The organism is Acidocella facilis ATCC 35904, assembly GCF_000687875.1.
GTDB classification, from domain to species: Bacteria; Pseudomonadota; Alphaproteobacteria; order Acetobacterales; family Acetobacteraceae; genus Acidocella; species Acidocella facilis.
In genome coordinates this window covers 56,400-76,676 of record NZ_JHYG01000005.1, presented here as the reverse complement: position 1 = coordinate 76,676, position 20,277 = coordinate 56,400, and the positions used below count along the sequence as shown (strand labels likewise).

Genomic DNA, 20,277 nt, shown 5'->3' with positions numbered 1-20,277 from the left:
AAGGATGATGCGTGATGAATGATTTGATGAAGATTCTTGGTAACGCTGGTCAGACGACCTCGTTCGACCAGATCAAGATCCAGATTGCCTCTCCGGAGCAGATCCGCAGTTGGTCTTACGGCGAGATCAAGAAGCCGGAGACGATCAACTACCGGACCTTCAAGCCCGAGCGCGACGGCCTGTTCTGCGCGCGCATCTTCGGGCCGATCAAGGATTATGAATGCTTGTGCGGCAAGTACAAGCGCATGAAGTTCCGCGGCATCATCTGCGAGAAGTGCGGCGTTGAAGTGACGCTGGCCAAGGTGCGCCGCGAGCGCATGGGCCATATCGAGCTGGCCTCGCCCGTCGCGCATATTTGGTTCCTGAAGTCGCTGCCGTCCCGCATCGCCACCATGCTCGACATGACGCTGAAAGATGTCGAGAAGGTTCTGTATTTCGAGAGCTATATCGTGCTCGAGCCGGGCACGACTGACCTCAAGCTGCACCAGCTCATCTCCGAGGACGAGATGTTCAACAAGCAGGATGAGTTCGGCGAGGACGGGTTCCGCGCCGGCATCGGCGCCGAGGCGATCAAGTCCATTCTGCTTGGCATCGATTTGGCTGAGACACGGGCGCAAATGCGCTCCGAGTTGAAGGAGACAACCTCCGAGACCAAGCGTAAGAAGCTGGTCAAGCGCCTGAAGCTGATCGAGAATTTCCTCGAATCCGGCACCCATCCGGAATGGATGGTGCTGGACGTGATCCCGGTGATCCCGCCTGAGCTGCGCCCGCTGGTGCCGCTGGATGGTGGCCGCTTCGCGACCTCCGATTTGAACGATCTTTATCGTCGCGTCATCAACCGCAACAACCGTCTGAAGCGGCTGATGGAGCTGCGCGCCCCGGACATCATCGTGCGCAACGAAAAGCGCATGCTGCAGGAATCGGTGGATGCATTGTTTGATAACGGCCGCCGTGGCCGCGCCATCACCGGCACCAATAAGCGCCCGCTGAAGTCGCTCTCTGACATGCTGAAAGGCAAGCAGGGCCGCTTCCGTCAGAACCTGCTCGGCAAGCGCGTCGATTATTCCGGCCGTTCGGTCATCGTCGTGGGGCCGGAGCTCAAGCTGCATCAGTGCGGCTTGCCGAAGAAGATGGCGCTGGAGCTGTTCAAGCCTTTCATCTACGCCAAGCTGGAGAAATACGGCTTGGCCACCACCATCAAGGCTGCGAAGCGGATGGTGGAGAAGGAGCGTCCCGAGGTTTGGGATATCCTTGAAGAGGTGATCCGCGAGCATCCGGTGATGCTGAACCGCGCGCCGACCCTGCACCGCCTGGGCATCCAGGCCTTCGAGCCGATTCTGATCGAGGGCAAGGCGATCCAGCTGCACCCGCTGGTCTGCACCGCCTTCAACGCGGATTTCGACGGCGACCAGATGGCCGTGCACGTGCCGCTTTCCATCGAGGCGCAGCTGGAAGGCCGCGTGCTGATGATGTCCACCAACAACATCCTCAGCCCCGCCAACGGCAAGCCGATCATCGTGCCGAGCCAGGATATCGTGCTGGGTCTCTATTATCTCTCTCTGGAGACGCCGGAATTCGTTCAGGCGAAGGATGAGGAGGCGTCGGCCTTCGGGACTGTCGGCGAGATCGAATTCGCGCTCACCGCCGGCGCCATCAAGCTGCACGACAAGATTCGCGCCCGCGTGAAGAACATGAACGCGGACGGCGAGGTGAAGACCTCTATCGTGGTGACGACTCCGGGCCGTATGCTCATCGGCCAGTTGCTGCCGCTGAACGCCAACCTGAACTTCTCCGTGGTCAACCGCATGTTGACCAAGAAGAACGTGCAGGACGTGATCGACCTCGTGTACCGCCATTGCGGCCAGAAGGAGGCCGTCATTTTCTGCGATCGTCTGATGGGGCTTGGCTTCCGTCACGCGGCGAAGGCGGGCATTTCGTTCGGCAAGGACGATATGCGCATCCCCGACTCCAAGCAGGAGTTGGTGGCCACGACCATCGCCGAGGTGCGCGAATATGAGCAGCAGTACCAGGATGGTCTGATCACCGCTGGCGAGCGCTACAACAAGGTGGTTGACGCCTGGTCGAAATGTAAGGACCTGGTTGCCGGCGCGATGATGAAGGAGATTTCCAAGCAGGAGATTGGCCGTCCGACCAACTCTGTCTGGATGATGAGCCATTCCGGTGCGCGTGGCTCCGCGGCACAGATGTCTCAGCTGGCGGGTATGCGCGGTTTGATGGCCAAGCCCTCCGGTGAGATCATCGAGCAGCCGATCATCGCGAACTTCAAGGAAGGGCTGTCGGTTCTCGATTACTTCAACTCCACCCACGGCGCCCGTAAGGGCCTGGCGGATACGGCGTTGAAGACCGCGAACTCCGGTTACCTGACCCGCCGCCTGGTCGACGTGGCGCAGGATTGCATCATCGTCGAGGATGATTGCGGTACCGAGCGTGGCCTCAGCGTTAGCGCGGTACGCGATGGCGGTGAAATCGTCGCGTCACTCTCCGAGCGCGTTCTCGGCCGTACCGCGGCCGAGGATATTGTGGACCTGAACACCAATGAGGTGATCGTGGCCCGCAATGAGCTGATCGAAGAATCGCATGCCGAGCTGATCGAGAAGTCCGGTATTGAGATCGTGAAGATCCGCTCCGTGCTGACTTGCGACACCAAGGTCGCGGTTTGCGCCAAGTGCTATGGCCGTGACCTAGCTCGCGGTACGCCGGTGAATGTCGGCGAGGCGGTGGGTGTCATCGCGGCGCAGTCCATCGGTGAGCCGGGCACGCAGCTGACCATGCGTACCTTCCATATCGGTGGTGCGGCACAGCGTGGTGCTGAGCAGTCCAACGTCGAAGCCAGCCATGACGGCTCGGTGGTCATCCGCAACCGTGCGGTTGTCACCAACTCCGCCGGCGTGCCGGTGGTGATGAGCCGTAACTGCGAAATCATCCTCACCGATGCCGGCAAGCGCGAGCGTGCCCGCTTCCGTGTGCCCTATGGTGCGCGACTCCTCGTGGATGAAGGCGCGGATGTGGCCCGTGGGCAGAAGCTGGCCGAATGGGATCCCTACACCCTGCCGATCATTACCGAGCGTGCCGGTATCGTCGAATATGCCGATCTCATCGAGGGCGTGACGTTGGTGGAGCGGACCGACGAAGTCACCGGCCTGACCTCCAAGGTGGTGGTGGACTATAAGCAGTCGGCTCGTGGCGCGGATCTGCGCCCCCGCTTGCTGCTGAAGGACTCCAACGGTGAGATCCTGCGCCTCGCGAACGGGACCGAAGCGCGCTACTTCCTGTCGCCTGACTCGATCCTCTCGATCGAATCCGGTGCCATGGTTGCGGCGGGTGACGTGCTGGCGCGTATTCCGCGTGAGGGTTCGAAGACTCGCGACATTACCGGTGGTCTGCCGCGCGTGGCTGAGTTGTTCGAGGCGCGGCGGCCGAAGGATCATGCGATCATCGCGGAAATCGATGGCCGGGTGGAATTCGGTAAGGATTACAAGGCGAAGCGCCGCGTCATTGTGAAGAATGACGAGACCGGTGAAGAGACCGAGTATCTGATTCCGAAGGGCAAGCACGTTTCCGTTCAGGAGGGCGATTATGTCCGCCTCGGTGACCCGCTGGTCGATGGTCCGCGCGTGCCGCACGACATTCTGCGCGTGCTGGGCGTCGAGGCGCTGTCCGACTACCTGGTCAACGAAATCCAGGACGTCTACCGGCTGCAGGGCGTGAAGATCAACGACAAGCATATCGAGGTGATCGTTCGCCAGATGCTGCAGAAGGTCGAGATCTCCGAGCCTGGCGATACCACCTTCCTGGTGGGCGAGCTGGTGGATCGCGTGGAGTTCGAGCAGGAGAACGCCAAGCTGGCGGCGGACGAACGCCCTGCCGTGGGGCTGCCGGTGCTCCAGGGCATCACCAAGGCCAGCCTGCAGACCCAGAGCTTCATCTCGGCCGCCTCCTTCCAGGAGACGACTCGCGTCCTCACCGAGGCTGCGACCGCCGGCAAGATGGATCTGCTGTCCGGCCTGAAGGAGAACGTCATCGTCGGGCGACTGATCCCGGCCGGTACCGGCTCCGTGATGAACCGCTTGCGGGCGATCGCGGCTGGGCGCGACCGCCAGTCCGTCGGGGGGCGTTCCGGGTCGACCAAACCGGAGCTGGCGGCCGAGTAACGACTCGCCTTATAATATAGGCATATTGAACGGCACCCTTCGGGGTGCCGTTTTGATTCTGGCCTGCAGAGCCTCACCGCATGGTGATGAGCTATGAGGATTCCGGAATACAGCGTTTTTCTTGATAAAGGGCGCTATGGAATCGCTTGACTTGGGGGGGAGCGGCTTCTAAGGAGAGCGCTCTCGCGGTTCCGGTTTCCGGTCCGGGTTGTCTGTAAAAGTCTAGCGCGTGCGGCGCCGTGCAAATAAGCACCTAGGCCGCGTGCTGGATAAGCAGTCCCGTAAGGGTGGGTTCCATACCCCCTTGCGGTGATTTTTTGTGGACAATTCGTTCCTTGCCAAGGAATTCGGGTTTTGAACACGTAGCAGGATGAGATATGCCGACCATTAACCAGTTGATCGCCAAGGGCCGCGAGCCGGCAGCCAAGCGCAACAAGGTGCCGGCCCTTGAGGGCTGCCCCCAGAAGCGTGGCGTTTGCACGCGCGTCTACACGACGACCCCGAAGAAGCCGAACTCCGCGCTTCGTAAGGTTGCCAAGGTGCGCCTGACCAACGGGTTCGAGGTGGTGAGCTACATCCCTGGCGAAGGCCATAACCTGCAGGAGCACTCTGTGGTGCTGATCCGCGGTGGCCGCGTGAAAGATCTTCCGGGCGTTCGCTACCACATTCTGCGTGGCGTTCTTGATACGCAGGGTCTGCCGAAGCGTCGCAAGCGTCGCTCGCTCTATGGCGCCAAGCGTCCGAAGTAAGGAGAGGTTGAGATGAGCCGCCGCCGCCGCGCAACCAAGCGTGAAGTTCTGCCGGACGCCAAGTTCGGTGATATCGTGATCAGCCGTTTCATGAATGTGCTGATGTATGACGGCAAGAAGTCCGTCGCCGAAGGGATCGTGTATGGGGCCCTCGACGTGCTGAAGAAGCGCGGCGGGCCGAACGCTGACCCGGTGCGCCTGTTCCACGAGGCGCTGGACAATGTGAAGCCGGCGATCGAGGTTCGCTCCCGCCGCGTTGGTGGTGCGACCTACCAGGTCCCCGTCGAGGTTCGCACCGAGCGCCGTCAGGCGCTGGCGATCCGCTGGATCATCGACTCTGCCCGCAAGCGCGGCGAGCACACGATGGAAGAGCGGTTGTCGAACGAGCTGCAGGATGCGGTGAATAATCGCGGCTCTGCGGTCAAGAAGCGTGAAGACACCCATCGTATGGCCGAAGCCAACAAGGCTTTCAGCCATTATCGCTGGTAATCTTCTGACCATTCCAAGTTTTTAGCCTGCACACACGGAGCAGTTTAATGGCCAAAGCTAAATTTGAGCGCAACAAGCCGCACGTTAACATTGGCACCATCGGCCACGTTGACCATGGCAAGACCTCCCTCACCGCCGCTATCACTAAGGTGCTGGCCGAGAAGGGTGGCGCGACCTTCACCGCCTACGATCAAATCGACAAGGCCCCGGAAGAGCGCGCCCGCGGCATCACCATCTCCACCGCTCACGTGGAGTATGAGACCGAGAACCGCCACTACGCGCATGTCGATTGCCCCGGCCACGCCGACTATGTGAAGAACATGATCACCGGTGCCGCCCAGATGGACGGCGCGATCCTGGTTTGCTCCGCTGCTGACGGCCCGATGCCACAGACCCGCGAGCACATCCTGCTAGCCCGTCAGGTCGGCGTGCCGGCTCTGGTTGTGTTCCTGAACAAGATGGATCTGGCTGACCCCGATCTGGTCGAGCTGGTCGAGATGGAAGTGCGCGAGCTGCTTTCGAACTACGGCTTCCCCGGCGACGATATCCCCATCGTGAAGGGTTCGGCTGTTTGCGCCCTGAACGACACCAACCCGGAAATCGGCAAGAACGCCGTTCTGGAGCTGATGGCGCAGGTTGACGCCTACATTCCGCAGCCGGAGCGCGCTGTCGACAAGCCCTTCCTGATGCCGGTGGAAGACGTGTTCTCCATCTCCGGCCGTGGCACCGTGGCAACCGGGCGCGTTGAGCGCGGTGTGGTCAAGGTGGGTGAAGAAGTCGAGATCGTCGGCCTCCGCGCGACCACCAAGACGACCGTGACCGGCGTGGAAATGTTCCGCAAGCTGCTCGATCAGGGCGAGGCTGGCGATAACATCGGCGCGCTGCTGCGTGGCACCAAGCGTGAGGACATCGAGCGCGGCCAGGTTCTGGCGGCTCCGGGCTCCATCACGCCGCACACCAAGTTCTCTGGCCAGGCCTATATCCTGACCAAGGAAGAAGGTGGCCGTCATACTCCGTTCTTCACCAATTATCGCCCGCAGTTCTACTTCCGTACCACGGACGTGACCGGTGTGGTGACGCTGCCGGAAGGCACCGAAATGGTGATGCCGGGCGACAACGTGACCATCGCCGTTGAGCTGATCGCCCCGATCGCCATGGACGAAGGTCTGCGTTTCGCGATCCGCGAAGGCGGTCGCACCGTTGGTTCGGGCGTCGTCGCCCAGATCAGCAAGTAATCAATCGGCCCCAGTATCTGAAGAGTTCGAGTTAAGATGGACAACCAAAACATCCGTATTCGCCTGAAGGCGTATGACCATCGCGTGCTGGATAACAGCACCAAGGACATCGTGAACACGGCGAAGCGCACGGGCGCGCAGGTGCGGGGGCCGATTCCTTTGCCGACCCATATCGAACGGTTCACTGTGAACCGTTCCCCCCACGTCGATAAGAAGAGCCGCGAGCAGTTCGAGATTCGGACGCACCGGCGCTTGCTGGATATCGTTGACCCGACCCCGCAGACCGTGGACGCGCTGATGAAGCTCGACCTGGCCGCCGGCGTCGAAGTCGAAATTAAGATCTAAGCTTAGGTGGTATTATGCGTACCGGTGTGATCGCAAAAAAGCTGGGGATGACCCGGCTGTTCAAGGAAGACGGCACGCATGTGCCGGTCACGGTTCTGCATCTCGATGAGGTGCGGGTTGTGGCGGCGCGTAACGTTGAGAATGATGGCTACAGCGCGGTTCAGCTCGGCATTGGCAAGGCCAAGGCGAAGAATGTGAGCAAGGCGCAGAAGGGCCACTTCGCCAAGGCGAAGGTTGAGCCGGCACAGCGGCTGGTTGAATTCCGGGTGGCTGACGATGCCGCGTTGGAGCCTGGCGCTGTGTTGTCCGCTGCTCACTTCACCGTTGGTCAGTTCGTCGACGTTGCCGGTATCACCAAAGGTAAGGGCTTTGCCGGTGGTATGAAGCGCTGGAACTTCCGCGGTCTTGAAGCGTCTCACGGCGTTTCGATCAGCCATCGTTCCTTGGGCTCGACCGGTAACCGTCAGGATCCCGGCAAGACCTTCAAGAACAAGAAGATGGCTGGCCATCTCGGCCAGGAGCGCGTCACTACCCTTAACCTGAAGGTCGAAGGTGTGGATGTCGAGCGTAATCTCGTTTTGCTGCATGGCGCGGTGCCCGGTTCCAAGGGCGGCTACGTGATGGTGCGCGATGCGGTGAAGAAGGCGCGTCCCGAAGATGCAGCCTATCCCGCCGGTCTGAAGGGCTGAGTCAATGAAGCTTGATGTTGTTGATTTTGATGCGAAGGCCGCTGGCAGCGTTGAACTGCCGGATGAGCTGTTCGCTGCTGAGCCCCGCGTGGACATCATTGCCCGCGTGATCCACTGGCAGTTGGCGAAGCGCCGCGCCGGCACCCACAAGGTGAAGGGTATGGGCGAGGTTTCCGGCACGACCCGCAAGCCGTATAAGCAGAAGGGCACGGGTAACGCCCGTCAGGGCTCTCTGCGTGCGCCCCAGTTCCGTACCGGTGGCGCTGTCCATGGTCCGGTTGTGCGCGATCATGGCTATTCGCTGAACAAGAAAGTTCGTCGTCTGGGTCTGATCTCTGCGCTCTCCGCCAAGGCGGCCGAGGGCAAGCTGGTGGTGCTTGATGGCGTCGCTGCTCTGGACAAGACCAAGGACGTTGCCGCCAAGGTTGCGAATTTTGGCTGGAAGTCCGCCTTGATCGTGGATGCCGCTGTTGAAGAGAAGTTCGGCCGCGCCTCCCGCAACGTGAAGGGGCTGGATGTGCTTCCGGTCGTCGGCGCGAATGTCTATGACATTATGCAGCATGACGTTCTGGTGGTCACCAAGGCCGCTGTCGAGGGTTTGAAGGAGCGCCTGGCATGACCGGCACTGTGAAAATTTCCGACGAACGCATGTACGAAATCGTGCGTGCGCCGCACATCACCGAGAAGGCGACGCTGCTTTCCGAGAAGAACCAGTTCGTCTTCAAGGTTGCGGCAGATGCGACCAAGCCTGAGATCAAGGCTGCGGTCGAGGCGCTGTTCAAGGTGAAGGTGACCAACGTCAATACGCTGATCACCAAGGGCAAGACCAAGCGGTTCAAGGGCCGTCCCGGTCAGCGCTCTGATGTGAAGAAGGCGTTCGTGACTCTTGCCGAGGGTGAGAGCATCGATTTCACCACCGGTCTCGCCTGAGGTTTTTGAACAATGGCATTGAAGCATTTTAATCCGGTCACGGCGAGCCTTCGCGGCACGGTGCTGATCGACCGCAGCGAGCTGTGGAAGGGCAAGCCCGTGAAGGGGCTGACCGAAGGTCAGCACTCGACCGGTGGCCGTAACAACCATGGCCGCATCACCAGCCGTTTCCGCGGCGGCGGACATAAGCAGTCTTATCGTATTGTGGACTTCAAGCGCCGCAAGTTCGATGTGGCCGCGACCGTCGAGCGTCTGGAATATGACCCGAACCGCACCGCCTTCATCGCGCTGATCAAGTACGAAGATGGCGAGCTGGCTTACATTCTGGCGCCGCAGCGTCTCAAGGTCGGTGACAATGTCATCGCCGGCGCGCGCGCTGATATCAAGCCGGGCAATGCGATGCCGCTCTCCGCGATGCCGGTGGGTACCATCATCCACAATATTGAGCTCAAGGTTGGCGCCGGCGGCAAGCTGGTTCGTTCGGCCGGCACCTTCGCGCAGCTGGTCGGTAAGGATCAGGGCTACGCGCAGATCAAGCTGGGTTCCGGCGAGCTGCGTATCGTGCGCGCCGAGTGCATGGCGACCGTGGGGGCGGTGTCCAACGCTGACCATTCCAACCAGCAGATCGGCAAGGCCGGTCGCTCGCGTTGGCTGGGCCGCAAGCCGCATAACCGTGGTGTGGTCATGAACCCGGTCGATCACCCGCACGGTGGTGGTGAAGGCCGTACCTCCGGTGGCCGTCATCCGGTTACCCCGTGGGGCAAGCCGACCAAGGGTTACAAGACGCGCTCCAACAAGCGCACCGACAATCTCATCATCCGCCGGGCGAAGGGCGGGAAGGGCTAAGCGATGTCACGTTCTGTTTGGAAAGGTCCGTTCGTCGACGGATACCTCCTTGGCAAGGCCGAGGCGTCCCGCGCCTCCGGCCGCAACGAGATCATCAAGATCTGGTCGCGCCGTTCCACCATTCTGCCGCAGTTTGTCGGCCTGACCTTCGGTGTCTATAACGGGCGGAAATTCCTGCCCGTGCAGGTCACCGAGAACATGGTCGGCCACAAGTTCGGTGAGTTCTCCCCCACGCGCACCTTCCCGGGGCACGCGGCGGATAAGAAAGCGAAGCGGGGCTAATCATGAGCAAACCCAAAGCAGTGCGCTCGCTGGCCGATAATCAGGCTGAGGCGATTGCCCGCAACATCCGCGTTAGCCCGCGTAAGCTGAACCTGGTTGCGGCCTCCATCCGCAATCTGCCTGCTCAGCGCGCTCTGGCCGACCTGACCTTCTCCAAGCGTCGCATCGCCAAGGCGGTGAAGAAGCTGCTGGAAAGCGCCATCGCCAACGCCGAGAACAACCATCAGCTGGACGTGGACAAACTGTTCGTGTCCACCGCCGAGGTTGGCCGCGGCATCGTGATGCGCCGCTTCCATGCGCGTGGCCGTGGCCGTTCCGCGATGGTCGAGAAATGGTTCAGCCATCTGAAGATCGTTGTTGAGGAGCGTGAGGCGGCCGAGAAGGCCAGCCGCGACGCCCGCCCGGGCTTCGGCAAGAAGGCCGCCAAGTCCGCCGAGAAATCCGCTGGGGAGGCCGCGTAATATGGGTCACAAGATTAATCCGATCGGCCTGCGCCTCGGCATCACCCGCACCTGGGACAGCCGCTGGTACGCCGACAAGGACTACGCCAAGCTGCTGCACGACGATCTGAAGCTGCGCAGCCATCTGCGTGGCAAGCTGCAGCAGGCGGGCGTGTCCCGCGTGGTGATCGAGCGTCCGGCCAAGAAGCCGCGCGTGACCATCTACGCTGCCCGCCCCGGTGTCGTCATCGGCAAGAAGGGCCAGGACATTGACAGCCTCCGCAAGGAACTGTCCAGCATGGCGAAAACCGATGTCGCGCTGAACATCATGGAGATCCGCAAGCCGGAGATCGATGCGACGCTGGTGGCTGAGAATATCGCTCAGCAGCTGGAGCGCCGCGTGGCCTTCCGCCGCGCCATGAAGCGCGCTGTGCAGTCCGCGATGCGTCTGGGCGCCCAGGGCATCAAGATCACCTGCTCCGGCCGTCTCGGCGGCGCTGAGATCGCCCGCGTCGAGTGGTACCGTGAAGGCCGCGTGCCGCTGCACACGCTGCGTGCCGACCTTGATTACGGCACCGCCACGGCGATGACCACCTACGGCACCTGCGGCGTTAAGGTTTGGATCTTCAAGGGTGAGATCCTGGTTCAGGATCCGCTCGCGCAGGACAAGCGCGCGGCCGAACAGGCCCCGCAGCGCTAAGAGGAATTTGAAGCCATGATGTCTCCTAAGCGTACCAAGTTCCGCAAGGCGCACAAAGGCCGCATCCACGGCAACGCCAAGGGCAACACGCAGCTGAATTTCGGCGCGTTTGGCCTGAAGGCGCTGGAGCCCGAGCGTATTACGGCCCGTCAGATCGAAGCCGCCCGTCGTGCCATTACCCGCTCCATGAAGCGTGCTGGTCGCGTGTGGATCCGCATCTTCCCGGACCTGCCGGTCTCCACCAAGCCGGCCGAAGTGCGTATGGGCTCCGGTAAGGGTAGCCCGGAATACTGGGTCGCGCGCGTTCAGCCCGGCCGTATTGTGTTTGAGATTGACGGTGTGCCCGAGCAGCTGGCTCGTGAGGCCCTGTCGCTGGGTGCCGCGAAGCTGCCGATCCGCACCAAGTTCGTCACCCGTATCGGCGAGGCGTAAGAGTTATGACCACTGCATCTGACATTCGGGCTAAGTCCCCGGACGAGCTGAAGGCGCTGTTGGTGGATCTGCGCAAGGAGCAGTTCAATCTGCGTTTCCAGCGCGCCACCGGGCAGCAGGAAAACACCAGCCGCGTGCGCACCGTGCGCCGCGACATCGCGCGCGTTAAGACGATTCTCGCGGAACGCGCCCGCACCGCCGAGAAGGGTTAAGAGGGTACCATGCCGAAACGTGTTCTGACCGGGCGGGTCGTGAGCGACAAGATGGACAAGACGATTACCGTGCTTGTCGAGCGCCGCATCATGCATCCGCTGTATAAGAAATTCATCCGTCGCTCCAAGAAGTACGCGGCGCATGACGAGAACAATGTCTGCGTGGAAGGTGACCTGGTTCGCATTGAAGAGTGCGCGCCGATCAGCCGTCGCAAGACCTGGGTGGTGACCGAGCGTAATGGCGCGGCGCTGTCCGAAACGCCGGCTGGCTGAGAGGATTTGAGACATGATTATCGTTGAATCCAATCTCGATGTTGCCGACAACTCTGGCGCCAAGCGCGTGCAGTGCATCAAGGTGCTCGGCGGCTCCAAGCGCAAGACCGCGTCCGTTGGTGATGTGATCGTGGTGTCCGTCAAGGATGCCATCCCCCGGGGCAAGGTGAAGAAGGGTGACGTCCATCAGGCCGTCGTCGTTCGGACCGCCTTCCCGGTGCGCCGCGCCGATGGCAGCGTCATCCGCTTCGACCGCAACGCCGCCGTGCTGCTGAACAAGCAGCAGGAGCCGATCGGTACCCGTATTTTTGGGCCGGTGGTTCGTGAGCTGCGCGCCAAGAAGTTCATGAAGATTATCAGCCTGGCGCCGGAGGTGCTGTAATTATGGCCGCGCGTATCAAGAAGGGTGACAAGGTTCTCGTCATCTCTGGTTCCTCCAAGGGCCAGACCGGTGAGGTGCTGAGCGTCAACCCGACCGCGAACAAAGCGGTTGTGCAGGGCGTGGCGATTGCCAAGCACCACACCAAGCCGAACCGCATGGGCCAGGAGGGCGGCATTGTCGCTCGCGAGGCCGCCGTGCATGTCTCGAACCTGGCGCTGATCGACCCCGCCACCGACAAGCCGACCAAGGTCGGCTTCCGCGTGCTGGACGATGGCCGCAAAGTCCGTGTCGCTCGCAAGAGCGGCAACGCGATTGACGGCTGAAGGAGGCCGCAATGAGCGAAACCAATACTCTCCCGCGTCTGAAGGCTCACTATCGTGAGGTTGTTCGCGCCGAGCTCAAGAAAGAGTTCAACTACGCGAACGAGATGCAGATCCCGACGCTGGAAAAGATCGTGATCAACATGGGCGTCGGCGAAGCCGCCGGCGACCAGAAGAAGCTGGATGCGGCCGTTGCCGAGCTGACCCTCATCGCTGGCCAGAAGCCGGTGAAGACGGTGGCGAAGAAGGCGATCGCCGGCTTCAAGATCCGTGCTGGCCTGCCGATCGGCGCCAAGGTGACCCTGCGTGCTGACCGCATGTATGAGTTCCTTGACCGTCTGGTCACCATCGCCCTGCCGCGCGTCCGCGACTTCCGCGGTCTTCCGGCAAACAAGGGTTTCGATGGCCGCGGCAACTTTACGCTGGGTCTGAAAGAGCAAATTATCTTCCCTGAAATCGTGTACGATAAGGTCGATGCGATCCGGGGTATGGACATTTGCTTCGTGACCAGTGCAAAGACCGACGCGGAAGCGAAGGCACTGCTCAAGGGCTTCAACCTCCCGTTCGCTAAGTAAGCGGGCGGGTTTGGCAAGTTATTTGGAAAACGGCTGGGCGTTCCAGCAGGTTCCGGAGGGGTTTTAGAGAATGGCGAAGACATCGCAGGTCAACCGGAATGCCAAGCGCGAGCGCATGGCTGCCCGTGATGCGGGCAAGCGCGACGCGCTGAAGGCGACGATCATGGATCGCACGCTGCCCGTGGAAGACCGTTTTGAGGCGAGCCTCAAGCTCGCGCAGCTGCCGCGCAACGGCGCCAAAGTGCGGGTTCGCCTGCGCTGCGAGCTGACCGGCCGCGCGCGTGGTAACTACCGCAAGTTCAAGCTCTGCCGTGTCGCCTTCCGCGACCTGGCGAGCACCGGGCAGATCCCCGGCGTCGTCAAGGCCAGCTGGTAAGGAAGGGCAATCCAGTATGTCTATGTCCGATCCTTTGGGTGATATGCTCACCCGCATCCGCAATGCGCAGCATGCGCGGATGACCTCTTGCATTGCGCCGGCGTCCAACCTGCGCGCCAATGTGCTTGAAGTTCTGAAGCGCGAAGGCTTCATCCGGGGCTATTCCCGTGAGGAAGTGCGCACCGGTGTGGCGCAGCTGCGCATCGAGCTGAAGTATAATGAAGGCCAACCGGTGATCAAGGAGATCTCCCGCGTGTCCCGTCCGGGCCGCCGCGTGTACTCCAAGATCAAGGAGCTGCCGCGCGTCTATAATGGCCTCGGTGTCTCCATCCTGTCCACGCCGCGTGGCGTGATGAGCGATGTGGAAGCCCGCGCTGCCAATGTTGGCGGCGAAGTGCTCTGCCGCGTGTTCTAAGGGAGCGCCAAGATGTCTCGTGTTGGTAAATATCCCGTTGAGATCCCGGCCGGCGTGACCGTTGCCCTCTCCGGCAATGTCGTCACCGCCAAAGGCAAGCTCGGTGAGCAGACCTTGGCCCTGACCGATCTGGTCAATGTCTCGGTTGACGGCAACAAGGTTTCGGTTGAGCCGAAAACCAAGGAAGCCCAGGCGCGTATGATGTGGGGCACCACCCGTGCCAACATCGCGAACATGGTGAAGGGCGTTTCCCAGGGCTACTCCAAGACCCTGGAAATCACCGGCACCGGTTACCGCGCTGCGGTGCAGGGCAAGAACCTGGTGGTGAATCTTGGGTTCTCGCACGATGTCACCTACCCGATCCCCGAGGGGATCAAGGTGACCTGCGAGAAGCCGACCTCGATCAAGGTCGAGGGCGTCGATAAGCGCCAGGTTGGCCAGGTTTGCGCTGAGCTGCGCGCATGGCGTCCGCCAGAGCCGTATAAAGGCAAGGGCGTCAAGTTTGAGGGCGAGGCCATCCGCCGCAAAGAGGGTAAGAAGAAATAATGTCGAGCAATCTGGACCTGCAGGCCCGCCGCCGGGCGCGCCTTCGCTATCAGCTCCGGCAGAAGTCCGGCGGGCGCCCGCGCCTGTCGGTGTTCCGCTCCGGCAAGCATATCTATGCCCAGATCATCGACGACGCGCAGGGTCGCACCCTTGCTGCCGCTTCGAGCCTGGACAAGGATCTCAAGACCAGCCTGAAGACCGGCGCGGACAAAGATGCCGCCGCCGCCGTTGGCAAGCTGATCGCCGAGCGCTCCAAGGAAGCCGGTGTGACCCAGGTCGTCTTCGACCGCGGTTCTTATCTGTATCATGGCCGGGTCAAAGCCCTGGCAGAGGCGGCCCGCGAGGGCGGCCTCGACTTCTAAGAGGGTTTGCACATGGCACGTGAAGCACGTGAAGGTGGCCAGCGCCGGGACCGCGATCGCAACAATGATCGTGACCGCGAGGCCGGTGATGAGTTCGTCGACAAGCTGGTAACGATCAACCGCGTTGCCAAGGTGGTGAAGGGCGGCCGTCGTTTTGCTTTTGCTGCTCTGGTTGTGGTTGGTGACCAGAAGGGGCGCGTCGGCTACGGCGCCGGTAAGGCCCGCGAGGTGCCCGAGGCGATCCGCAAGGCGACCGAGCGCGCCAAGAAGACCATGATCCGCGTTCCGATGAAGGAAGGCCGCACCCTGCATCACGATGTTCAGGGCGTGTTCGGGGCTGGTGAAGTTGTGCTGCGTACGGCTCCGGCCGGTACAGGCATCATCGCCGGTGGCCCGCTGCGCGCTGTCTTCGAGACGCTGGGCATCGCCGACGTGGTCGCCAAGTCGCTGGGTTCGCGTAACCCGCACAACATGGTGAAGGCGACCTTCGCGGCGCTGCAGAACACCACCAGCCCGCGCCAGGTTGCCAATCGTCGTGGCAAGAAGGTGGCTGAGCTGTTCGGCACGACCGAGAAGCAGGTGGAGAGCGCCGATGTCTGAGAAGAAGATCCGCATCACCCAGCTGGGTTCTGGCTTCGGGCGCAAGCCCGGCCAGCAGGCCACCCTGGTCGGTCTCGGTCTGAACAAGATCGGCCGTACCGTTGAGCTGAACGCCACCCCGGAAGTTCTGGGTATGGTGAACAAGGTGAAGCATCTGCTCAAAGTCGAAGAGCAGGGCTGAGCCGTAAGGAATCGCAACGATGAAACTGAACGAAATCCGGGACAATCCCGGCGCCCGTCTCAAGTCCAAGCGCCTCGGCCGTGGTATCGGCTCCGGCAAAGGCAAGACCTCCGGTAAGGGTGTCAAGGGTCAGAAGGCGCGTGAGGGCGTGTCCCTCAATGGCTTTGAGGGTGGTCAGCTCCCGATCTATCGCCGTCTGCCGAAGCGCGGCTTCCATAACGTGAACCGCAAGGTGTTCGCGCCGCTGAACCTGGATGCGCTGGAAGCAGCACTCGAGGCCGGCAAGCTGAACGCTGGTGAGACCATCACCGAGGCCAAGCTGGCGGAAGCCGGTGTGGTCCGCCTGAACAAGGCTGATGGCGTGCGCCTGTTGGCGCGCGGCTCCCTGTCGAAGGCCGTGACCCTCGAGGTCTCCGGCGCCTCCGCTGCGGCCGTTGCGGCCGTTGAGCAGGCTGGCGGCAAGGTGACGACGCTGGGTGGCAAGGTGGAAGAGCCCGCCGCTTAAGGGCTTGCCTCTGCCGGGAAAACCGGCGAATTTGCGCTGAATGAACGGCGCTTGCTGTTGTGCAAAGCACCCGGCAAGCGCCGTTTTTATTGGATAAGGGATTGATATGGCATCCGCCGCAGAACAGATGGCCGCGAGCATGAACCTGAGTGCGTTCGGCAAGGCGACAGATCTTAAGAAACGTATCTGGTTTACACTAGGTGCGCTGATCATTTTCCGCCTGGGGACCTATGTTCCTCTGCCAGGTGTCGACGGCGCGGTGATGGCGCAGCTGATGAGCCAGAACGGCAACGGCCTCCTGGGCATGTTCAACATGTTCACCGGCGGTGCGCTGGGGCGTATGACCATCTTCGCCCTGAATATCCTTCCCTATATCAGCGCCTCGATCATCATTCAGCTGCTGAGCTCGACGGTCCCGGCACTTGAAGCGATGAAGAAAGAGGGCGATTCCGGGCGCCAGCGGATCACGCAATATACGCGCTATCTGACGGTGCTGATCGCGGCGGCCCAGGCATACGGCATCGCCGTCAGCCTTGAGCGCGTCCATGGCGCCAGCGGCGCCGCTGTGATCGATCCGGGTCCGTTCTTTGTGTTCACCGCGGTGGTCACCCTGGTCGGTGGCACTGTCTTTGTCATGTGGCTCGGGGAGCAGATCACCTCGCGCGGCATCGGCAATGGCTCCAGCCTGATCATCTTTTCCGGCATTGTCGCGAATATGCCCATTGCCGTGGCGAATATTCTTGAACTCGGCTCCACCGGCGCGCTGTCCACCTTTTTCATCATCTTTATTTTTATCGCGGCGCTGATCATCATCGGCTTTGTCGTGTTCATGGAGCGCGCGCAGCGTCGCATTTTGGTACAGCATCCCAAGCGCCAGATGGGGCAGAAAGTGTTTGGCGGCGAAGCCAATTATATGCCGTTGAAGGTGAATGCGTCCGGCGTTATGCCGCCGATCTTCGCATCGTCCCTGCTGGTGATTCCGGCGACGCTGGTCGGGTTTTCGGCTGGTGGTCCGGTCTGGCTGCAGACGATTGCGCACCTGCTCTCGCGCGGACAACCGCTCTATTTGCTGCTTTTTGCGGGGCTTATCATCGCGTTTTCCTTTGTCTGGGCGGCGATTGCGTTCAATCCGGAGGAGACGGCGGATAATCTCAAGAAGAACGGCGCCTTTATTCCTGGCATCCGGCCGGGCACGAATACGGCCAAATATTTCGATACGGTGCTGACCCGTCTGACCGCGATCGGCGCGGCCTATTTGGTCATCGTCTGTCTGTTGCCTGATTTTGCGATGAGCCATTACGCTCTACCGTTCTATTTTGGTGGTACCTCCCTTCTGATCATTGTCTCGGTTACAATGGACACGATGACGCAAATCCAGTCTCATCTGCTTGCTCATCAATATCAGGGGCTGCTTCGCAAGGGGCGCGGTAAGGCCCGCAAGTAAGGAGAGAAACAGGTGAAGTTGATTTTGCTGGGGCCGCCAGGGGCAGGCAAGGGGACACAGTCAAAGCTTCTGGAAACGCGTTATGGCGTCGCGCAGATCTCAACCGGTGATATGCTCCGGGCTGAAGTGAAGGCGGGCAGCCCGATCGGTCTGGAAGCGAAGAGCGTCATGGATGCCGGCAAGCTGGTGTCCGACGATATTCTGGTTCGGATGATCGGTGAGCGGATCAGCAAGCCCGACTGCGCCAAGGGCTTCATCCTGGACGGGTTCCCACGCACGGTTCCACAAGCCGAGGCTTTGGACAAAATGCTCGGCGAACGCGGGATCGAGCTTGATGCCGTTGTGGAGTTGAAGGTCGACGAGGCGATTCTCGTTGACCGGATCTCGGGCCGCTTCACCTGCGCCAAGTGCGGTGAGGGTTATCACGATAGCTTCAAGCAGCCGAAGACCGCCGGAGTCTGTGATGTCTGTGGCGGCACGGAGTTTACCCGGCGCCCCGACGACAAGGCGGAGACCGTAAAGGCGCGGCTGGAAGCCTATAACGCGCAGACCGCGCCTATTCTTCCTTATTATAAGGAGAAGGGCCGGCTTCATTCGGTGGACGGCATGGCTGAGATGGCTGATGTCGAAGCTGAGATTGAAGCAGTCCTGCGTGGTGTCGGCGTCGTAGCCGCCTGATTCCTCTCCAACTGCGCCGTTCTGGGTCAGGCCGGCGTGGATTTAGACGCTCGATCACGAAAATTTGATCGAATGTCGTTGACTCTGAATTGGCGGACGCTATAACCCGCTTTCGCGGCGCTTCCGGGTGGGGCGCCGCTACTTGTTATGACCTCAGGAGAAACCCCGTGGCGCGTATTGCCGGCGTAAACATTCCCACGAATAAGCGTGTCGTGATCAGCCTTCGTTACATTTATGGCATCGGCCCGGCCAAGGCGCAGGAGATCTGCTCTGCCCTGGAAATCCCGGCTGAGCGCCGCGTCAACCAGCTTTCCGACGATGAGATCATGCGCCTGCGTGAAGTGATCGACCGCGATTACCGCGTTGAGGGCGATCTGCGCCGTGAGACGGCGATGAATATCAAGCGTCTGATGGATCTGGGCTGCTATCGTGGTCTGCGTCACCGTAAGGGCCTGCCGGTCCGCGGTCAGCGCACCCATACCAACGCCCGTACCCGCAAGGGTAAAGCCGTGGCGATCGCCGGCAAGAAGAAAGCCACTCGCTAAACACCTCCGTAGACATAGGATTCGACAGATATGGCGAAGACCGCCTCCACCCGTCCCCGCAAGAAAGAGCGCAAGAACATCATCTCTGGTGTTGCTCATGTGCTCGCAAGCTTCAACAACACCTTCGTGAACATCACTGACGCGCAGGGCAACACCATCGCCTGGTCGTCCGCCGGCGCGCAGGGCTTCAAGGGCAGCCGCAAATCCACCCCGTACGCGGCGCAGGTTGCCGCCGAGGATGCCGGGCGCAAGGCGCGCGAGCATGGCATGGAGATGCTCGAGATCGAGGTCAGCGGCCCGGGTTCGGGACGCGAGAGCGCGCTGCGCGCGCTGCAGGCTGTCGGGTTCCAGATTTCCGCGATCCGCGACCTGACCCCGATTCCGCATAATGGCTGCCGCCCGCGTAAGCGCCGTCGCGTCTAATTCGCCGGAATCGTATTTTCTGTAAGGCCCCCACGGCGGTGTTCTCTCACCGCTGCCGGGCCGGAGGGGTAGATGTTGAAAGAGTCGAATTTGTCTCTGCAGCGCAACTGGCAGACGCTGATCAAGCCGGAACAGCTCGATGTCGAGTTCGGGTCCGATGCGACGCGCGTGGCGACGATCATCGCTGAGCCGCTGGAACGTGGCTTTGGCATGACGCTGGGCAATTCGCTGCGGCGGATCCTGCTCTCGTCATTGCAGGGCGCGGCTGTCACGGCCGTGCGGATCGATGGTGTGCTGCACGAATTCTCCACGCTTCCGGGCGTGCGCGAAGATGTCACCGACATCGTGCTGAACATCAAGCAGCTTGCCGTGAAGATGCATGGCGAGGGGCCCAAGCGCATGGTGCTCACCGCGACCGGTCCGGGCGAAGTGAAGGCGGGCCAGATCCAGGCCGGCCACGATATCGAGATCATGAATCCCGATCTCGTGCTCTGCACGTTGGATGACGGCGCGCAGCTCGGCATGGAATTCACGGTGAATGCCGGCCGCGGCTATGAGCCGGCCGCGAATAATCGCCCGGAAGATGCGCCGATCGGTCTGATCCCGGTCGATGCGATCTATTCCCCGGTCAAGCGCGTCTCCTACAAGGTTGAGAAGACCCGCGTCGGCCAGGTGACGGACTATGACAAGCTGATTCTCGAGGTTGAGACCAACGGCGCGGTGACGCCTGAGGATGCGGTGGCATTAGCTGCGCGCATCCTGCAGGACCAGCTCAGCATGTTCGTCAATTTCGAGGAGCCGCAGCGCGCCCGTCCGGAAGAGCCGCGGATCGAGCTGCCGTTCAACCCGAATCTGCTGCGCAAGGTTGACGAGCTGGAGCTGTCCGTTCGGTCCGCCAACTGCCTGAAGAACGACAATATCGTGTATATTGGCGATCTGGTGCAGAAGAGCGAGCAGGAAATGCTGCGCACCCCGAATTTCGGGCGCAAGTCCTTGAACGAAATCAAGGAAGTGTTGACCGCGATGGGGCTGTCCCTGGGCATGACCGTGCCCGATTGGCCGCCTGAGAATATTGAAGAGCTGGCCAAGCGCTCCGATCAACCCTTCTAATTATCGTCTAACCAGGAACAC

The 20,277-nt window shown here is 61.2% G+C and carries 30 protein-coding genes; all 30 read left to right on the top strand.

Features of this window, described 5'->3' with window-relative positions:
• Positions 1 to 14: 14 nt before the first annotated feature.
• A complete protein-coding gene (gene rpoC / locus T331_RS0108010) occupies positions 15 to 4,172 on the top strand; it encodes a DNA-directed RNA polymerase subunit beta' (RefSeq protein ID WP_008494536.1) in 4,158 nt (1,385 codons plus the stop codon).
• A 377-nt stretch (positions 4,173 to 4,549) separates the two neighbouring features.
• The gene (gene rpsL, locus T331_RS0108005; protein WP_008494538.1) at positions 4,550 to 4,921 is read left to right on the top strand and encodes a 30S ribosomal protein S12; all 372 of its coding nucleotides are present in this window, start codon (positions 4,550 to 4,552) and stop codon (positions 4,919 to 4,921) included.
• Positions 4,922 to 4,933: 12 nt separating this feature from the next.
• Positions 4,934 to 5,410 carry a 30S ribosomal protein S7 gene (gene rpsG / locus T331_RS0108000; RefSeq protein WP_026439628.1) on the top strand — a complete coding sequence of 159 codons (477 nt, stop codon included), beginning with the start codon at positions 4,934 to 4,936 and terminating at the stop codon, positions 5,408 to 5,410.
• Between the two features lie 47 nt (positions 5,411 to 5,457).
• The gene (tuf, locus tag T331_RS0107995; protein WP_008494540.1) at positions 5,458 to 6,645 is read left to right on the top strand and encodes an elongation factor Tu; all 1,188 of its coding nucleotides are present in this window, start codon (positions 5,458 to 5,460) and stop codon (positions 6,643 to 6,645) included.
• A gap of 36 nt (positions 6,646 to 6,681) precedes the next feature.
• Positions 6,682 to 6,990, top strand: a complete 309-nt coding sequence (gene rpsJ, locus T331_RS0107990) for a 30S ribosomal protein S10 (RefSeq protein ID WP_008494541.1) — start codon at positions 6,682 to 6,684, stop codon at positions 6,988 to 6,990.
• 14 nt (positions 6,991 to 7,004) lie between these two features.
• A complete protein-coding gene (gene rplC / locus T331_RS0107985; RefSeq protein WP_026439627.1) occupies positions 7,005 to 7,679 on the top strand; it encodes a 50S ribosomal protein L3 in 675 nt (224 codons plus the stop codon).
• A gap of 4 nt (positions 7,680 to 7,683) precedes the next feature.
• The gene (gene rplD, locus T331_RS0107980) at positions 7,684 to 8,298 is read left to right on the top strand and encodes a 50S ribosomal protein L4 (protein WP_008494543.1); all 615 of its coding nucleotides are present in this window, start codon (positions 7,684 to 7,686) and stop codon (positions 8,296 to 8,298) included.
• Between the two features lie 14 nt (positions 8,299 to 8,312).
• Positions 8,313 to 8,609: a 50S ribosomal protein L23 gene (locus tag T331_RS0107975; RefSeq protein ID WP_442865539.1), complete on the top strand. Its 297-nt coding sequence runs from the start codon at positions 8,313 to 8,315 to the stop codon at positions 8,607 to 8,609.
• A 12-nt stretch (positions 8,610 to 8,621) separates the two neighbouring features.
• A complete protein-coding gene (rplB, locus tag T331_RS0107970) occupies positions 8,622 to 9,455 on the top strand; it encodes a 50S ribosomal protein L2 (protein ID WP_008494545.1) in 834 nt (277 codons plus the stop codon).
• A gap of 3 nt (positions 9,456 to 9,458) precedes the next feature.
• A complete protein-coding gene (rpsS, locus tag T331_RS0107965; RefSeq protein ID WP_008494546.1) occupies positions 9,459 to 9,737 on the top strand; it encodes a 30S ribosomal protein S19 in 279 nt (92 codons plus the stop codon).
• A 2-nt stretch (positions 9,738 to 9,739) separates the two neighbouring features.
• Entirely contained in the window at positions 9,740 to 10,198 is a 459-nt protein-coding gene (rplV, locus tag T331_RS0107960) for a 50S ribosomal protein L22 (protein WP_026439626.1), read from the top strand.
• A 1-nt stretch (position 10,199) separates the two neighbouring features.
• The gene (gene rpsC, locus T331_RS0107955) at positions 10,200 to 10,877 is read left to right on the top strand and encodes a 30S ribosomal protein S3 (RefSeq protein WP_008494548.1); all 678 of its coding nucleotides are present in this window, start codon (positions 10,200 to 10,202) and stop codon (positions 10,875 to 10,877) included.
• 15 nt (positions 10,878 to 10,892) lie between these two features.
• Entirely contained in the window at positions 10,893 to 11,309 is a 417-nt protein-coding gene (gene rplP / locus T331_RS0107950; protein WP_008494549.1) for a 50S ribosomal protein L16, read from the top strand.
• 5 nt (positions 11,310 to 11,314) lie between these two features.
• Positions 11,315 to 11,521: a 50S ribosomal protein L29 gene (rpmC, locus tag T331_RS0107945; protein WP_008494550.1), complete on the top strand. Its 207-nt coding sequence runs from the start codon at positions 11,315 to 11,317 to the stop codon at positions 11,519 to 11,521.
• A 9-nt stretch (positions 11,522 to 11,530) separates the two neighbouring features.
• Positions 11,531 to 11,794 carry a 30S ribosomal protein S17 gene (gene rpsQ, locus T331_RS0107940; RefSeq protein ID WP_008494551.1) on the top strand — a complete coding sequence of 88 codons (264 nt, stop codon included), beginning with the start codon at positions 11,531 to 11,533 and terminating at the stop codon, positions 11,792 to 11,794.
• A gap of 13 nt (positions 11,795 to 11,807) precedes the next feature.
• The gene (gene rplN / locus T331_RS0107935) at positions 11,808 to 12,176 is read left to right on the top strand and encodes a 50S ribosomal protein L14 (RefSeq protein WP_008494552.1); all 369 of its coding nucleotides are present in this window, start codon (positions 11,808 to 11,810) and stop codon (positions 12,174 to 12,176) included.
• Positions 12,177 to 12,178: 2 nt separating this feature from the next.
• Entirely contained in the window at positions 12,179 to 12,499 is a 321-nt protein-coding gene (rplX, locus tag T331_RS0107930) for a 50S ribosomal protein L24 (protein ID WP_008494553.1), read from the top strand.
• Between the two features lie 11 nt (positions 12,500 to 12,510).
• Complete coding sequence (gene rplE, locus T331_RS0107925) at positions 12,511 to 13,071, top strand: 50S ribosomal protein L5 (RefSeq protein WP_008494554.1); 561 nt, start codon at positions 12,511 to 12,513, stop codon at positions 13,069 to 13,071.
• Positions 13,072 to 13,141: 70 nt separating this feature from the next.
• On the top strand, positions 13,142 to 13,447 hold the full coding sequence (rpsN, locus tag T331_RS0107920) for a 30S ribosomal protein S14 (protein WP_008494555.1): 306 nt from the start codon (positions 13,142 to 13,144) through the stop codon (positions 13,445 to 13,447).
• Positions 13,448 to 13,463: 16 nt separating this feature from the next.
• Positions 13,464 to 13,862 (top strand): 30S ribosomal protein S8, encoded by a 399-nt coding sequence (gene rpsH, locus T331_RS0107915; protein WP_008494556.1) that lies wholly within the window; start codon positions 13,464 to 13,466, stop codon positions 13,860 to 13,862.
• Positions 13,863 to 13,874: 12 nt separating this feature from the next.
• Positions 13,875 to 14,408 carry a 50S ribosomal protein L6 gene (rplF, locus tag T331_RS0107910; RefSeq protein ID WP_008494557.1) on the top strand — a complete coding sequence of 178 codons (534 nt, stop codon included), beginning with the start codon at positions 13,875 to 13,877 and terminating at the stop codon, positions 14,406 to 14,408.
• Complete coding sequence (gene rplR / locus T331_RS0107905) at positions 14,408 to 14,770, top strand: 50S ribosomal protein L18 (RefSeq protein ID WP_008494558.1); 363 nt, start codon at positions 14,408 to 14,410, stop codon at positions 14,768 to 14,770. The genes rplF and rplR overlap by 1 nt, the downstream gene beginning before the upstream one ends.
• A 12-nt stretch (positions 14,771 to 14,782) precedes the next feature.
• Positions 14,783 to 15,370 (top strand): 30S ribosomal protein S5, encoded by a 588-nt coding sequence (rpsE, locus tag T331_RS0107900; protein ID WP_026439624.1) that lies wholly within the window; start codon positions 14,783 to 14,785, stop codon positions 15,368 to 15,370.
• Positions 15,363 to 15,551, top strand: coding sequence for a 50S ribosomal protein L30 (rpmD, locus tag T331_RS0107895; protein ID WP_008494560.1), 189 nt, complete (start codon positions 15,363 to 15,365; stop codon positions 15,549 to 15,551). Before rpsE ends, rpmD begins: the two co-directional genes overlap by 8 nt.
• A gap of 19 nt (positions 15,552 to 15,570) precedes the next feature.
• Positions 15,571 to 16,056, top strand: coding sequence for a 50S ribosomal protein L15 (gene rplO, locus T331_RS0107890; protein WP_008494561.1), 486 nt, complete (start codon positions 15,571 to 15,573; stop codon positions 16,054 to 16,056).
• A gap of 106 nt (positions 16,057 to 16,162) precedes the next feature.
• Positions 16,163 to 17,500, top strand: coding sequence for a preprotein translocase subunit SecY (secY, locus tag T331_RS0107885; RefSeq protein WP_026439623.1), 1,338 nt, complete (start codon positions 16,163 to 16,165; stop codon positions 17,498 to 17,500).
• A gap of 12 nt (positions 17,501 to 17,512) precedes the next feature.
• Positions 17,513 to 18,178: an adenylate kinase gene (locus T331_RS0107880; protein ID WP_026439622.1), complete on the top strand. Its 666-nt coding sequence runs from the start codon at positions 17,513 to 17,515 to the stop codon at positions 18,176 to 18,178.
• Between the two features lie 167 nt (positions 18,179 to 18,345).
• The gene (rpsM, locus tag T331_RS0107875; protein WP_008494565.1) at positions 18,346 to 18,723 is read left to right on the top strand and encodes a 30S ribosomal protein S13; all 378 of its coding nucleotides are present in this window, start codon (positions 18,346 to 18,348) and stop codon (positions 18,721 to 18,723) included.
• A gap of 30 nt (positions 18,724 to 18,753) precedes the next feature.
• Positions 18,754 to 19,146, top strand: coding sequence for a 30S ribosomal protein S11 (gene rpsK, locus T331_RS0107870; protein WP_008494566.1), 393 nt, complete (start codon positions 18,754 to 18,756; stop codon positions 19,144 to 19,146).
• A 90-nt stretch (positions 19,147 to 19,236) separates the two neighbouring features.
• On the top strand, positions 19,237 to 20,256 hold the full coding sequence (locus tag T331_RS0107865) for a DNA-directed RNA polymerase subunit alpha (RefSeq protein ID WP_008494567.1): 1,020 nt from the start codon (positions 19,237 to 19,239) through the stop codon (positions 20,254 to 20,256).
• Positions 20,257 to 20,277 lie beyond the last annotated feature (21 nt).

Coding starts and splice junctions, on each gene's coding strand:
- rpoC (WP_008494536.1), top strand. CDS start 15: ATGAATGATTTGATGAAGATTCTTGGTAACGCTGGTCAGACGACCTCG.
- rpsL (WP_008494538.1), top strand. CDS start 4,550: ATGCCGACCATTAACCAGTTGATCGCCAAGGGCCGCGAGCCGGCAGCC.
- rpsG (WP_026439628.1), top strand. CDS start 4,934: ATGAGCCGCCGCCGCCGCGCAACCAAGCGTGAAGTTCTGCCGGACGCC.
- tuf (WP_008494540.1), top strand. CDS start 5,458: ATGGCCAAAGCTAAATTTGAGCGCAACAAGCCGCACGTTAACATTGGC.
- rpsJ (WP_008494541.1), top strand. CDS start 6,682: ATGGACAACCAAAACATCCGTATTCGCCTGAAGGCGTATGACCATCGC.
- rplC (WP_026439627.1), top strand. CDS start 7,005: ATGCGTACCGGTGTGATCGCAAAAAAGCTGGGGATGACCCGGCTGTTC.
- rplD (WP_008494543.1), top strand. CDS start 7,684: ATGAAGCTTGATGTTGTTGATTTTGATGCGAAGGCCGCTGGCAGCGTT.
- rplB (WP_008494545.1), top strand. CDS start 8,622: ATGGCATTGAAGCATTTTAATCCGGTCACGGCGAGCCTTCGCGGCACG.
- rpsS (WP_008494546.1), top strand. CDS start 9,459: ATGTCACGTTCTGTTTGGAAAGGTCCGTTCGTCGACGGATACCTCCTT.
- rplV (WP_026439626.1), top strand. CDS start 9,740: ATGAGCAAACCCAAAGCAGTGCGCTCGCTGGCCGATAATCAGGCTGAG.
- rpsC (WP_008494548.1), top strand. CDS start 10,200: ATGGGTCACAAGATTAATCCGATCGGCCTGCGCCTCGGCATCACCCGC.
- rplP (WP_008494549.1), top strand. CDS start 10,893: ATGATGTCTCCTAAGCGTACCAAGTTCCGCAAGGCGCACAAAGGCCGC.
- rpmC (WP_008494550.1), top strand. CDS start 11,315: ATGACCACTGCATCTGACATTCGGGCTAAGTCCCCGGACGAGCTGAAG.
- rpsQ (WP_008494551.1), top strand. CDS start 11,531: ATGCCGAAACGTGTTCTGACCGGGCGGGTCGTGAGCGACAAGATGGAC.
- rplN (WP_008494552.1), top strand. CDS start 11,808: ATGATTATCGTTGAATCCAATCTCGATGTTGCCGACAACTCTGGCGCC.
- rplX (WP_008494553.1), top strand. CDS start 12,179: ATGGCCGCGCGTATCAAGAAGGGTGACAAGGTTCTCGTCATCTCTGGT.
- rplE (WP_008494554.1), top strand. CDS start 12,511: ATGAGCGAAACCAATACTCTCCCGCGTCTGAAGGCTCACTATCGTGAG.
- rpsN (WP_008494555.1), top strand. CDS start 13,142: ATGGCGAAGACATCGCAGGTCAACCGGAATGCCAAGCGCGAGCGCATG.
- rpsH (WP_008494556.1), top strand. CDS start 13,464: ATGTCTATGTCCGATCCTTTGGGTGATATGCTCACCCGCATCCGCAAT.
- rplF (WP_008494557.1), top strand. CDS start 13,875: ATGTCTCGTGTTGGTAAATATCCCGTTGAGATCCCGGCCGGCGTGACC.
- rplR (WP_008494558.1), top strand. CDS start 14,408: ATGTCGAGCAATCTGGACCTGCAGGCCCGCCGCCGGGCGCGCCTTCGC.
- rpsE (WP_026439624.1), top strand. CDS start 14,783: ATGGCACGTGAAGCACGTGAAGGTGGCCAGCGCCGGGACCGCGATCGC.
- rpmD (WP_008494560.1), top strand. CDS start 15,363: ATGTCTGAGAAGAAGATCCGCATCACCCAGCTGGGTTCTGGCTTCGGG.
- rplO (WP_008494561.1), top strand. CDS start 15,571: ATGAAACTGAACGAAATCCGGGACAATCCCGGCGCCCGTCTCAAGTCC.
- secY (WP_026439623.1), top strand. CDS start 16,163: ATGGCATCCGCCGCAGAACAGATGGCCGCGAGCATGAACCTGAGTGCG.
- rpsK (WP_008494566.1), top strand. CDS start 18,754: ATGGCGAAGACCGCCTCCACCCGTCCCCGCAAGAAAGAGCGCAAGAAC.